Origin of the sequence: Mesorhizobium intechi, from assembly GCF_002879535.1 — a bacterium.
Classification (GTDB): Bacteria; Pseudomonadota; Alphaproteobacteria; order Rhizobiales; family Rhizobiaceae; genus Mesorhizobium; species Mesorhizobium intechi.
Map to the genome: position 1 here is coordinate 1 of NZ_PNOT02000386.1, position 12,621 is coordinate 12,621.

Consider the following 12,621-nt stretch of genomic DNA (forward strand, 5'->3'; position numbering starts at 1 on the left):
CATCCTGCTCGACCCCGGACGCGTAGCGGATTGGGAAAAATACCCCTGGAACCTGCCGTTGTTTCGCAGCCACGACTTCGGACTCGAATTCACGACGCCGATCACCATCATCGTCGGCGAGAACGGCACCGGCAAATCCACGCTTCTCGAGGCAATCGGCGCACTGGCCGGGTATGACGAGGCCGGCGGCGGCAAGGGCTACCGTCCGGTCGACCATTCCAGCGCCATCGACAAGAGCGGCGCCGCATTGGCAGACACATTACGGGGCCACTGGCTGCCGAAGGTCACCGCCGGCTGGTTCTTTCGCGCCGAATCCTTCTATTCGGTGGCCCGCTATCTAGATCAGGCTGCGTTGGACTCCGGCGCCGCGCCGCCGGATTTCCTGTCCTGGTCGCATGGTGAGGGTTTCATCCGTTTCTTCGAGGAGCGCTGCCGCAGGCAAGGCATCTACATCCTCGACGAGCCGGAGAGCGCTCTTTCGCCGTCGCGCCAGATCGAACTGCTGAAGATGCTGCGCCGCATGGACCAGGCCGGCACCGCGCAGGTAATCATGGCGACGCACTCGCCCTTGCTGATGGCCTGTCCCGGCGCCCGGCTGTTCCGCATCAGCCGCTTCGGGCTCGAGCCCGCCGACTTTCGTGATACGGACCACTTCCGCATGTTGCGCGATTTCAGCAACGACCCGGATGGTTTTCTTGCCGAGGCGTTGTATGAGGACGAGGCATGAATCACGATAGCTACGACAACACCTACATCGCCGGCATCCTCAATTCGGTGAAGACCATCGCCATGGTCGGCGCCTCGGCCAATGACGTCAGGCCGAGCTATTTCGTCCTGAAATACCTGCTGGCCAAGGGCTTTTCGGTGTTTCCGGTCAATCCTGGCCAGGCCGGCAAGGAAATCCTCGGCCGGATGACCTATGCCAGGCTGGCCGATATTCCGGAGCCGATCGATATGGTCGACATCTTCCGCGCCGCGACCGCGGTGCCAGGCATTGTCGAGGAGGTGCTGCGGCTCGATCCCTTGCCGAAAGTCATCTGGATGCAGCTCGGCGTGCGCCATGACGAGGCGGCAGCGCGCGCCGAGGCGGCCGGCGTCAAGGTGGTGATGAACCGCTGTCCCAAGATCGAATACGGCAAGCTCTCCGGCGAGATCGGCTGGACCGGCGTCAATTCCGGGGTCCTGTCGTCCAAGAAGCCGCTGATGCGCCAGGGTTTCCAGAGTTTCGGCGTGCGCCAGAAATAGGCCGCGAGCGAGAAGCGCAAAATTATTCCGGCCAGCGCCGTATTTTCCGCCGGTCCAGTCGAAGGTCCCACGCCGAAAGGTATTTTCTTCTTTGCATTCCGAGCCGGGCTTCGCCAACAATGCCCGGCGAATTCTGAGAAGTTCTCGAGGGAGGTTTCAAGTGACCCGTACGCCCGGTTTCAACACGCTCGCCGTCCATGCCGGCGCCAAGCCCGATCCGGCCACCGGCGCGCGCGCCACGCCGATCTACCAGACGACCTCCTTCGTCTTCGACGATGCCGACCATGCCGCGTCCCTGTTCGGGCTTAAGGCCTTCGGCAACATCTACACCCGCATCATGAACCCGACGCAGGCCGTGCTTGAAGAGCGCGTGGCGGCACTCGAAGGTGGCACGGCCGCCCTTGCGGTCGCATCCGGCCACGCCGCGCAGGTCATCGTGTTCCACAATCTGATGCAGCCGGGCGACAATTTCGTCGCCGCGACAAGGCTTTATGGCGGCTCGATCAACCAGTTCGGTCATGCCTTCAAGAACTACGGCTGGGAAGTCCGGTGGGCCGACACCAACGACGTCTCGACCTTCGATAGCCAGATCGACGACAGGACCAAGGCGATCTTCATCGAGAGCCTGGCCAATCCGGGCGGCACTTTCGTCGACATCGAGAAGATCGGCGACATCGCCCGCAAGCATGGCTTGCCGCTGATCGTCGACAACACGCTGGCCTCGCCCTATCTGATCCGTCCGATCGAGCACGGCGCCGATATCGTCGTGCATTCGCTGACCAAGTTCATCGGCGGCCATGGCAATTCGATCGGCGGCGTCATTGTCGATGGCGGCACCTTCGACTGGTCGAAGTCGGGCAAATATCCGATGCTGTCGGAACCGCGCCCCGAATATGGCGGCCTCGTCCTGCACGAAACCTTCGGCAATTTCGCCTTCGCCATCGCCGCGCGCGTGCTTGGCCTGCGCGATCTCGGCCCGGCGATCTCGCCCTTCAACGCCTTCCTTATCCTGACTGGCCTGGAAACCTTGCCGCTGCGCATGCAGCGCCATTGCGACAATGCGGTCACGGTCGCAGGCTGGCTGTCGGACCATCCCAAGGTCGCTTGGGTGAATTACCCCGGCCTCCCCAGCGACAAGAACAACGCGCTGCAGAAGAAATACTCGCCGCTGGGCGCAGGCGCCGTATTCACCTTCGGCCTCAAGGGGGGCTACGAGGCCGGGGTCAAATTCGTCGAGGCGCTGGAACTGTTCTCGCATCTGGCCAATGTCGGCGACACCAAGTCGCTGGTCATCCATCCGGCGTCAACCACGCACCGCCAGCTTTCCGACGAGCAGAAGGTCAAGGCCGGCGCCGGCCCGGACACCGTGCGGCTTTCGATCGGCATCGAGGACGTTACCGATATCGTCGCCGACCTCGAACAGGCACTCGCCAAGGTCTGATTGCTGATGGCCTGTTTCCTTTCCGTCGATACCAAGAGCGTCGAACCCGAATCCGGCGCGCCGGCGCCGGATCGCGTGATCTCGGGCGATCCAAAATTCCGCACCTGGAACGTCGAGGAGCGGGACGGCGAGCTTTATGCGGGCATCTGGGAATCGACCCCGGGCAAATGGCGCATCGTCTATGACGAATGGGAATTCTGCCACATCCTGTCGGGTGTCTCGGTGATCGCCGAAGACGGCGGCGCAGCCCGCACCGTCAGCGCCGGCGACAGTTTCGTGCTGCGGCCGGGCTTCAAGGGCAGCTGGGAAGTGCTTGAAACGACTCGCAAGGAGTATGTGATCAAGCTGTGATCACTTCGCCGGAAACTGGCTGAGGCACGCCTCCGACGCCTTGTCGTGCGCAGCCAGCAAATCGGCGTCCTGTGCTTCGATCTCGGCGTCCGACACCTCGTCGCGGTAATATTGCGCCACAAGGTCCAAGCCCTCCTGGCCGACGCCATAGGTCGGAATCTCCCGGGCGAGACAGCCGCAAAGAGCGAGCACCCGGTCCGGCGTGCCGGTCTTGTGGTTGGTGAGGATGAAATCCTGTTTCGGGCAGGCGTCGAGAAAAGCGCCGAAGTCCAGCTTCTGCTGCGGCTGGTCGCCATGGTTGAAATAGGCTGGCGGCCATTGGCTCTTGCCGATCGCGACGTCGCAGCCGGTCACGACATCCTCGGCGGTTTTAGACAGCACGACCCAGGCCTCGCCCTTTTCGCCCGTGGGGTATTCGAAATTCTCGCCAAGCGAGGCCGCATAGCTGTCGAGATCGGCCTGCTTTAGATCGATCTGCTGGAACCGGTTCAACTGGCATTGGCAGGCGGCCGGAGCGCTGTCGGCTTGCTGGCCGGACCCGTTCTTCTGGCAGGCCTCGACAAACGCGGCACCGTCGAGCGACGAGGCTGGGAAGGTGGACGCATCGACATAGCGTGTTCCATCCCAAGCGATCGTCATCCTGTCCGACTGGATCTCCAGAAAGCCGTTCCGCTTGAACGGGCTGAGCGCGATCTTGTCCTGCGGCACCAGCCGCGCGCCGGGGATGTCGCCGAGAACCTCATGATAGCTGTCGCCTTCCAGGACGAACAGGTAGTTGCCGCAATTGGCGCCGTCGCAGCCCGGCGCATAGCGGTAGGCGAAGATCTCGGGCATGCCGTCGAGATTGAGATCGACCTCGATGGCGAAGGAAGCCAGCGGCAGGCCTTTCGATCCGGTCTGCCGCTCCAGAAGGCCCATCGCCATCTTCTGGGCGATGGCCATGCTGTTTTCCCAGGGGATGTTCTCCGGCTGTTGCTGCGCGCGCGCCGGTCCCAGCCAGGCGCTTAGCAACGCCAGGGCGAACACCGTCGCCGGTCTCCAAGAGAGTCTCATCGCGCAGCCCCAGGCCCGCGATCGTTCAGAAGCCGACAGCGAGCGTTTCCAGCCCATGGAAGTGGTAAGTGTCGCGGAAGCGCGGGATTTCGGCAAGATGCAACCGTGGGTGCCGTTCGAACAAGGTCTTCAGCGACACCTGCAGTTCGAGCCGGGCCAGCGGCGCGCCGATGCAGAAATGGATGCCGGCGCCGAAGGACACGTTCTTCTGGTCGCTCCGATCCGGCCTGAAGGCCTGCGGTTCGGCAAAAGCCCGCGGATCATGATTGGCCATGCCGAGCAAAAGCCCGATGGTCTGGCCCGGCCGCACGACGATGCCGGGCGCAATCTCGATTTCCTGGTAGGCGTAGCGCGTGAACATGTGCAGCGGCGCGTCGAAGCGCAGACATTCCTCTACGGTTGCGGCGGTCCTTTCCGCCGAGGTGAAGAAGCGGCTGGGATCGCCGCCTTGCGCCAGGATCGAGCGCACCGCGTTGCCGGTCTGATGCACGGTCGCTTCATGGCCGGCATTGAGCAGCAGGATGGCCGAGGACACCATTTCGTCCTCGGACAGCCTCTGGCCGTCCTCCTGCGCCGAGATCAGCAGAGACAGGAGGTCGTCGCCGGGATTCTTGCGCCGCTCGGCGACGTAACCGCGCAGGAAATCGGCAAATTCGTTCGCGGCGCGGTTGGCCGTCTCCTCGGTCTCGCGCGTGCGGCCATGGATGTACATGGCGACCATTTGGTGGGACCAGTCGAGCAGTTGCGGACCCATCTCGACCGGCACCCCGAGCATTTCGGCGATGATGGTGATCGGCAGGGGAGAAGCGAAGGCGGGCAAAAGGTCGACCGGTCCGGTCGGATCAAAGCGGTCGATCAGTTCGTTGGCGAGCGCCTCGACCCGTGGCCGCAGCCGCTCGACCTGGCGCGAGACGAAGGCCCGGTTGACCAGGGTTCTCAGCCGCGTGTGCACCGGCGGTTCCAATTCGAGCATGGAGTTGGCTTCAATGCCGTCGAACGCCTTGAGATGGCTTCGGTCATGGCCGACACCACGGCTATCGGGAATGCCGGCCGGGTTCTGGCGGCCGAAGCGGCGGTCGCGCAGCAGCTGGTTGACATCGTCGAAGCCGCCAAAGCACCAGAAGCCGAATTCCTCCCAGAAGAAGCCGTTCGAGACGCCGTGCAGGAAGGCGTAAGCCTCGTACGGGTTCAGGAAGAAAGCCGGCTCGTGCGGGTCGAGCCGCAGCCGGCGAGTGGCTGGGTCAAAGGCCAGATAGGGGAGCGTCGAATTGGTCATGCCAGTCCCATAGCGCGGCTTGCCAGCCCCATTCCAGACCGTATGTTGGCGCCTGCACTCCAATGGATTGAGCCAGCCAATGCGGCCGCGGAAAGTCTGAGCGGATGAATGTGATCGTTGTCGGCGCGGGGATTGCCGGTCTCTCCACGGCGTGGTCGCTGGTCAAGGCCGGCCACGGCGTGTCGATCGTCGAGCAGGGGCCGATCCCCAATCCGCTGGCCGCGTCCGGCGACCATCACCGCATTATCCGCCGCGCCTACCGTGCCGGAACCGGCTACGGCCGGTTGATCACCGAAGCCTATGAAGCCTGGGACGAGATGTGGACCGATCTCGGTGAAAGCCATCTCGATGCGCGTGGCTTCGTCTGCATTTCGCGCGAACCGGGCGACGAGGCCGAGGAATACCGCGAGGGCTTGGAGGAAGGGAAGTTTCCCTTCGAACTGTTTGAGCCCGAGGCCGCTGCCGAGCGGTGGCCGTTCCTCGAGCCGCGCACGTTTCGCTATGCCTATGTTTCGCCGGAAGGCGGCGCGCTCCACTGCCGCAAGATCGCTTCTGGCCTTGCCGCCTGGCTGCGTACCAACGGCGCCAATGTCTACGAACACAGCAAGGTGACCGCGATCGACCCCGAAACGGGCCGCATCGTGCTCGAAAGCGGCGAAACCATGCAGGCCGACCGCCTTGTCGTTGCTGCCGGCGCCTGGGTATTGAAGCTGTTTCCGGAACTGGACGGCGAACTGAAGACCTATCGGACAGCCCTTGCCTATGTCGAACCGCCGGCCGACCTGAAGGCGGCCTGGGAGGCGGCACCGGTCGTCCTCGACGTCGGCGGCGCTGTCGATGGCTACGTGATCCCGCCCTCCGGCGGCGCCGGCATGAAATTCGGTTCCGGGCTGCACAAGGTGCCGACCAGCGACGCCGACTGGAACCGTCAGCCGGTGCCGGGCGAGGGCGAGGCGATCCGTAACCTGTTTTCGCCGCCGATCGCCCGCATCGGGGAATATCGGGTGACTGAAGTGGTCACCTGTGCTTACACCTTCACGGACGACGAGAAATTTTTCGCCTATGAGCGCGGAAAATGCCTCGTTGTCTCGGCCTGCTCCGGCCATGGCTACAAGTTCGGCGCCGCCGTTGGCCGACGGGTGACTAAGGCCGTAGCCTATGGCGACGTCGCAGGTTTGAAAAAATGGCTTAGAGCGGAAGTTGCTTGATCTAAGGTCTCCTCAGGGGCCTTCAATAACCGCCAGCGTAAAAGAAAAGCGCTGCTCCGGCGATTGCCACAAAAATCAACAAAGCCGCATAGGCATAATACTCTTCAGAGCCAGACGCACTTTTCCACGCAAGTGAGGCTGCGTCCTACAGATCGTACCGCATCAGGGGTAACCGGCGGCAACAGCAAAAGTGATGACGAATCCAGCCGAGGCTATTGATCACAATGCCTCGGAATATGCACGCGTCGCCAGCCTGACGACCCTTCGCGGACCAATACGCGCCGCGCGACGGTCTGGTAGGACGCAGGAACATCGATGATGCGCCTTTGCTCCGGCTGCACCAGGACTTCCTCGGCGATCCTGTCATATTGCGCCGGGATGACGACCCGCCGCGTACGTTCAGGCTGGATCACCACCGTCTCGACGCCGCGTTCATAGCGTGCCTTGTGCCAGACCTTGCACAGCACCTTGCGGCCATGGATGACGCGCCATTCCCAGGAATAGCCGCCGCCATCGACCCTCACCGTGTGGTAGACGGTGCGGGTGACGGCGGGCACGATCTCGTAGGTCACCTGCGCCGGAACGGTCATCACCACGCGTTCGCGCGTGCCGTAGATGGGCGGGGTGTAGTCGACCTGTTGGCCCGGTGGACTGACCATCATGTCTTCATAAACCGTGTCGTAAACGGCCGGCGTGCGGACCGGCTCATAGCATTCCACGGCGCGGCCGCCGGCCGCCGTCTGTGAAATCGTGCCAAGCATGGCCAGCCCGGCAATGGCGAAGGATGCGCTTCTCCTGAACATGACACTCCCCCTGTTTGAACGGCAGGCACAAGTTCAACGTTGAATTGTAGGGAAAGACGCCGTTCAGAAAAGCGGTTTTGGCGCATTTCGTTAAGTGACGCGGTTAAGAAACTGCTACGTTGCGGGCTGGTAGCGTCTGTTCTGGACCGGCGCGGGGCGTCAGTGATGCGAATCCCTGGCCGTAAAGCTTGATTCGACTTACCCAGATGGCTAGGACGGGTCGGCCTTGCACAAGGATGAGCCGGCATCCTATCTACGGAACAACGATCCAGAACCGATTCTGCCCCGATCTGCCGGCATTCCCGGCGCCGGAATCCCACCGCGAGATAAGAGATAACTGATGAAGAACCCCGTCGAAACCTACATGAACCTCGTTCCGATGGTGGTCGAACAGACCAATCGCGGCGAGAGGGCCTACGACATCTTCTCGCGCCTCCTCAAGGAGCGCATCATTTTCATCACCGGTCCGGTCGAGGATGGGATGGCGACGCTGGTCTGCGCGCAACTCCTGTTCCTGGAGGCCGAGAACCCCAAGAAGGAAATCAACCTCTACATCAATTCGCCGGGCGGCGTGGTTACCTCGGGCATGGCGATCTACGACACCATGCAGTTCATAAAGCCGGCCGTGTCGACGCTCTGCATCGGCCAGGCAGCCTCGATGGGCTCGCTGCTTTTGACCGCCGGCCACAAGGACATGCGCTTCGCCACGCCGAACGCCCGCATCATGGTTCACCAGCCGTCCGGCGGCTTCCAGGGCCAGGCCTCCGACATCGAGCGCCACGCCATGGATATCGTCAAGCTGAAGCGCCGTCTCAACGAGGTCTATGTCAAGCACACCGGCAAGAGCTACGAGGAGATCGAACGCACGCTCGATCGCGACCATTTCATGACCGCCGACGAAGCCAAGGATTTCGGCCTCATCGACAAGGTCATTTCGTCGCGCGAGCCGGCTGAAGGCGCCGTGGCATAAGGGCTTGGTGGCACTTGGATGACACCATCACGCGCTTTTGGCGTGTTTTGCGGCATTTCGGCCACAATTGGCTGTTCCCTCGGCGGTCGGGATTGCCTACGTTAAGGCTATGTTGATTTTCGACGGCTTAGCTTTGTGTGGGGTTGCTGCGAATCATTGCCACGTTTTCTGATTTGTGTTTCGTACGGAATACGTTGCGGGAGCCGGGACACTGGCGGCGGCGGATTCCCGCGATAAATAGAGTATGCGCCCTTTCAGCCAGACCATCGGCGGGCGGCGATGAAAGGACAGGGAAATGAGCAAGGTCGGCAACAACAGCGGTGACTCGAAGAACACGCTTTATTGCTCGTTTTGCGGCAAAAGCCAGCATGAGGTGCGCAAGCTGATCGCCGGTCCGACGGTCTTCATCTGCGACGAATGCGTCGAACTCTGCATGGACATCATCCGCGAGGAGAACAAGACCTCGATGGTGAAGTCGCGCGAGGGCGTGCCGACACCGCAGGAGATCCTCAAGGTTCTCGACGACTATGTCATCGGCCAGCCCTACGCCAAGCGCGTGCTGTCGGTTGCCGTCCACAACCACTACAAGCGCCTCGCGCATGCCGGCAAGAACAACGATGTCGAGCTGGCCAAGTCCAACATCCTGCTGATCGGCCCGACCGGTTGCGGCAAGACGCTGCTTGCGCAGACGCTGGCCCGCATCATCGACGTGCCCTTCACCATGGCTGACGCCACGACGCTGACCGAAGCCGGTTATGTTGGCGAGGACGTCGAGAACATCATCCTGAAGCTCCTGCAGTCGGCCGACTACAATGTCGAGCGGGCCCAGCGCGGCATCGTCTACATCGACGAGATCGACAAGATTTCGCGCAAGTCCGACAATCCCTCGATCACCCGCGACGTCTCGGGCGAGGGCGTGCAGCAGGCGCTGCTGAAGATCATGGAAGGCACCGTCGCTTCCGTGCCGCCGCAGGGCGGCCGCAAGCATCCGCAGCAGGAATTCCTGCAGGTCGACACCGCCAACATCCTGTTCATCTGCGGCGGCGCCTTTGCCGGCCTGGACAAGATCATCTCGGACCGCGGCCGCAAGACCTCGATCGGCTTCGGCGCCACGGTCGCCTCGCCGGAGGACCGCCGCACCGGTGACATCTTCCGCCAGGTCGAGCCCGAGGATCTGCTGAAGTTCGGCCTCATTCCGGAATTCGTCGGCCGTCTGCCCGTTCTGGCGACGCTGGAGGATCTGGACGAGCCGGCGCTGATCCAGATCCTGACCGAGCCGAAGAACGCGCTGGTCAAGCAGTACCAGCGGCTGTTCGAGATGGAAAACGTCGATCTGACCTTCCACGAGAACGCCCTGTCGGCGATCGCCAAGCGCGCCATCGAGCGCAAGACCGGCGCCCGCGGCCTGCGTTCGATTATGGAAGCGATCCTGCTCGACACCATGTTCGAACTGCCCGCGCTCGAAGGCGTACGCGAAGTGGTGATTTCGGAAGAAGTGGTGACCGGCAGCGCCCGGCCGCTCTACATCTACTCCGAACAAAAGGAAAAGAAGGGCAACGTCAGCGCCTGACATGGCACTTCACCGCATATTTTTGTGGAACGGCGCCGTCGCGGCGCCGTTTTGCTGTGTAGGGCGCACGATCTCGGCGACGGAGTGGATTGCAGGCGATGTTAACTCTTGATCTTTGCCCTGCTTGCATCCACCTAACACGAGAAGGCCGAGGTGCCCGATTTCTGTGCTGTAAAACTCCCGTCACAAACGGTGGTAGGCGGAACGATCCCCGGTCGTTAATATAAGATTCGCGGTTGGCCTGATGGCGACCGCGACATGAAAGGTTGGACAATGGCCAAAATATCCAAGGCTCCCAGCGACGGCGTCTTCGCAGTCCTCCCGCTGCGCGACATCGTGGTATTCCCGCACATGATCGTTCCGCTCTTTGTCGGGCGCGAAAAGTCGATCAAGGCGCTGGAAGAGGTGATGGGTCAGGAAAAGCAGATCCTGCTTGCCACCCAGATGAATGCTGCCGATGACGATCCCGAGCCCGATGCGATCTTCGACATCGGCACGCTCGCCAATGTGCTGCAATTGCTGAAGCTGCCCGACGGCACCGTCAAGGTCCTGGTCGAGGGTGCTTCGCGTGCCAAGATCGTTTCGTTCACCGACCGTCCCGATTTCCACGAGGCCCGCGCCACAGCGTTGGTCGAGCCGGAAGAGGAGGAGGTCGAGGTTGAGGCGCTGGCCCGCTCGGTCGTTACCGACTTCGAGAACTACGTCAAGCTGAACAAGAAGATCTCGCCTGAAGTGGTGGGTGCCGCCAGCCAGATCGACGACTATTCCAAGCTCGCCGACACGGTTGCCTCGCATCTCGCCATCAAGATCCCTGAAAAGCAGGAAATGCTGGCCACGCTCTCGGTCAAGGAGCGGCTGGAAAAGGCGATGGGCTTCATGGAAGCCGAAATCTCCGTCCTGCAGGTGGAGAAGCGCATCCGCTCGCGCGTCAAGCGCCAGATGGAGAAGACGCAGCGCGAATACTATCTCAACGAGCAGATGAAGGCGATCCAGAAGGAGCTCGGCGAGGGCGAGGACGGCCGCGATGAAGCCGCCGAGATCGAGGCGCGCATCAAGAAGACCAAGCTCTCCAAGGAGGCCCGCGAAAAGGCGGAAGCCGAGTTGAAGAAGCTGCGGACGATGTCGCCGATGTCGGCGGAATCGACCGTCGTGCGCAACTACCTCGATTGGCTGCTGTCGATCCCGTGGGGCAAGAACTCCAAGGTCAAGCAGGACCTGGCCTACGCCCAAAACGTGCTCGACACCGATCACTTCGGTCTCGACAAGGTCAAGGACCGCATCGTCGAGTATCTGGCCGTGCAGAGCCGTCAGAAGAAGCTGAAGGGGCCGATCCTGTGCCTCGTCGGCCCTCCCGGCGTCGGCAAGACCTCGCTCGGCAAGTCGATCGCCAAGGCGACCGGTCGCGAGTTCATCCGCATGGCGCTCGGCGGCGTGCGTGACGAAGCCGAGATCCGCGGCCATCGGCGCACCTATATCGGTTCGATGCCCGGTAAGGTCATCCAGTCGATGAAGAAGGCGAAGAAGTCCAACCCGCTCTTCCTGCTCGACGAGATCGACAAGATGGGCCAGGACTTCCGTGGTGATCCGTCGTCGGCGCTGCTCGAGGTGCTCGATCCCGAACAGAACTCGACGTTCATGGACCACTACCTCGAGGTCGAATACGACCTGTCGAGCGTGATGTTCGTGACGACGGCCAATACGCTGAACATCCCTGCGCCCTTGATGGACCGCATGGAGATCATCCGTATCGCCGGCTACACCGAGGACGAAAAGATCGAGATCGCCAAGCGGCACCTGATGCCGAAGGTGATCCGCGATCACGCGCTGCAGCCGAAGGAGTTCTCCGTCGGCGAGGATGCGATCCGTGCCATCATCCAGACCTACACCCGCGAAGCGGGTGTCAGAAGCCTGGAGCGCGAGCTGATGAAGCTCGGGCGCAAGGCGGTGACCGAGATCCTGAAGACGAAGAAGAAGACGGTGAGCATCACGGCGGCGAACCTCGCCGATTACCTTGGTGTTCAGCGCTATCGCTTCGGTCAGGTCGAGGCCGACGATCAGGTCGGTGTCGTCACCGGTCTTGCCTGGACGGAAGTCGGCGGCGAATTGCTGACGATCGAAGGTGTCATGATGCCCGGCAAGGGCCGCATGACGGTGACCGGCAATCTGCGCGACGTGATGAAGGAATCGATCTCGGCTGCGGCCTCCTATGTCCGCTCAAGAGCTCTCGATTTCGGCATCGAGCCGCCGCTGTTCGACAAGCGCGACATCCACGTGCACTTGCCGGAAGGCGCCACGCCGAAGGATGGTCCGTCCGCTGGTGCGGCCATGGCTACAGCCATTGTGTCGGTGCTGACGGGCATTCCGGTCCGGGCCGATGTGGCGATGACTGGCGAGATAACGCTTCGCGGCCGCATCTTGCCGATCGGCGGCCTCAAGGAGAAGCTGCTCGCCGCTCTGCGCGGCGGCATCAAGAAGGTGCTGATCCCGGAAGACAACGCCAAGGATCTGGCTGAGATTCCGGACAATGTGAAGAACGGCATGGAAATCATTCCGGTCTCGCGCGTCGGTGAGGTGTTGCGCCACGCATTGGTGCGTATGCCGGAGCCGATCGAGTGGGTCGAACCGGTCAATCCGCCGGCCGCGACCGACAGTGCCGACGATGCTGGAAAGTCGCTCGCACATTAGATTTCTTCTAAGGTTGCAG

General features: G+C 62.1%; 11 protein-coding genes. 8 read left to right on the plus strand and 3 right to left on the minus strand.

Annotation, left to right across the window (positions count from 1 at the left end; all coding sequences use genetic code 11):
• Position 1: 1 nt before the first annotated feature.
• The 4 genes from C1D09_RS32270 to C1D09_RS32285 all read left to right on the plus strand — a co-directional run bounded on the left by C1D09_RS32270 (position 2) and on the right by C1D09_RS32285 (position 3,037).
• A complete protein-coding gene (locus tag C1D09_RS32270; protein WP_246135961.1) occupies positions 2-727 on the plus strand; it encodes an AAA family ATPase in 726 nt (241 codons plus the stop codon).
• A complete protein-coding gene (locus C1D09_RS32275; protein ID WP_143977967.1) occupies positions 724-1,245 on the plus strand; it encodes a CoA-binding protein in 522 nt (173 codons plus the stop codon). Before C1D09_RS32270 ends, C1D09_RS32275 begins: the two co-directional genes overlap by 4 nt.
• A 160-nt stretch (positions 1,246-1,405) precedes the next feature.
• Entirely contained in the window at positions 1,406-2,686 is a 1,281-nt protein-coding gene (locus tag C1D09_RS32280) for an O-acetylhomoserine aminocarboxypropyltransferase (RefSeq protein ID WP_143977968.1), read from the plus strand.
• Positions 2,687-2,692: 6 nt separating this feature from the next.
• Complete coding sequence (locus C1D09_RS32285; RefSeq protein WP_167514837.1) at positions 2,693-3,037, plus strand: cupin domain-containing protein; 345 nt, start codon at positions 2,693-2,695, stop codon at positions 3,035-3,037.
• On the opposite strand, the gene C1D09_RS32290 is transcribed toward C1D09_RS32285, so the two are convergent.
• Positions 3,038-4,090, minus strand: a complete 1,053-nt coding sequence (locus C1D09_RS32290) for a hypothetical protein (protein WP_246135962.1) — start codon at positions 4,088-4,090, stop codon at positions 3,038-3,040.
• A gap of 25 nt (positions 4,091-4,115) precedes the next feature.
• Entirely contained in the window at positions 4,116-5,366 is a 1,251-nt protein-coding gene (locus C1D09_RS32295; RefSeq protein WP_143977971.1) for a cytochrome P450, read from the minus strand.
• Positions 5,367-5,470: 104 nt separating this feature from the next.
• Here C1D09_RS32295 and C1D09_RS32300 point away from each other — a divergent pair, with 104 nt between their 5' ends.
• Positions 5,471-6,574 carry an NAD(P)/FAD-dependent oxidoreductase gene (locus C1D09_RS32300; protein WP_143977972.1) on the plus strand — a complete coding sequence of 368 codons (1,104 nt, stop codon included), beginning with the start codon at positions 5,471-5,473 and terminating at the stop codon, positions 6,572-6,574.
• A gap of 212 nt (positions 6,575-6,786) precedes the next feature.
• On the opposite strand, the gene C1D09_RS32305 is transcribed toward C1D09_RS32300, so the two are convergent.
• Positions 6,787-7,377 carry a hypothetical protein gene (locus tag C1D09_RS32305; RefSeq protein WP_143977973.1) on the minus strand — a complete coding sequence of 197 codons (591 nt, stop codon included), beginning with the start codon at positions 7,375-7,377 and terminating at the stop codon, positions 6,787-6,789.
• A 340-nt stretch (positions 7,378-7,717) separates the two neighbouring features.
• Here C1D09_RS32305 and clpP point away from each other — a divergent pair, with 340 nt between their 5' ends.
• The 3 genes from clpP to lon all read left to right on the plus strand — a co-directional run bounded on the left by clpP (position 7,718) and on the right by lon (position 12,602).
• A complete protein-coding gene (gene clpP / locus C1D09_RS32310; protein ID WP_056562366.1) occupies positions 7,718-8,347 on the plus strand; it encodes an ATP-dependent Clp endopeptidase proteolytic subunit ClpP in 630 nt (209 codons plus the stop codon).
• A 295-nt stretch (positions 8,348-8,642) separates the two neighbouring features.
• Positions 8,643-9,917, plus strand: coding sequence for an ATP-dependent Clp protease ATP-binding subunit ClpX (gene clpX, locus C1D09_RS32315; protein WP_010915651.1), 1,275 nt, complete (start codon positions 8,643-8,645; stop codon positions 9,915-9,917).
• A 273-nt stretch (positions 9,918-10,190) separates the two neighbouring features.
• Positions 10,191-12,602, plus strand: coding sequence for an endopeptidase La (gene lon, locus C1D09_RS32320; RefSeq protein WP_143977974.1), 2,412 nt, complete (start codon positions 10,191-10,193; stop codon positions 12,600-12,602).
• The last annotated feature ends 19 nt before the right edge of the window (positions 12,603-12,621 follow it).

Coding starts and splice junctions, on each gene's coding strand:
- lon (WP_143977974.1), top strand. CDS start 10,191: ATGGCCAAAATATCCAAGGCTCCCAGCGACGGCGTCTTCGCAGTCCTC.
- C1D09_RS32295 (WP_143977971.1), bottom strand. CDS start 5,366: ATGACCAATTCGACGCTCCCCTATCTGGCCTTTGACCCAGCCACTCGC.
- C1D09_RS32305 (WP_143977973.1), bottom strand. CDS start 7,377: ATGTTCAGGAGAAGCGCATCCTTCGCCATTGCCGGGCTGGCCATGCTT.
- C1D09_RS32275 (WP_143977967.1), top strand. CDS start 724: ATGAATCACGATAGCTACGACAACACCTACATCGCCGGCATCCTCAAT.
- clpX (WP_010915651.1), top strand. CDS start 8,643: ATGAGCAAGGTCGGCAACAACAGCGGTGACTCGAAGAACACGCTTTAT.
- C1D09_RS32290 (WP_246135962.1), bottom strand. CDS start 4,090: ATGAGACTCTCTTGGAGACCGGCGACGGTGTTCGCCCTGGCGTTGCTA.
- C1D09_RS32300 (WP_143977972.1), top strand. CDS start 5,471: ATGAATGTGATCGTTGTCGGCGCGGGGATTGCCGGTCTCTCCACGGCG.
- clpP (WP_056562366.1), top strand. CDS start 7,718: ATGAAGAACCCCGTCGAAACCTACATGAACCTCGTTCCGATGGTGGTC.
- C1D09_RS32285 (WP_167514837.1), top strand. CDS start 2,693: ATGGCCTGTTTCCTTTCCGTCGATACCAAGAGCGTCGAACCCGAATCC.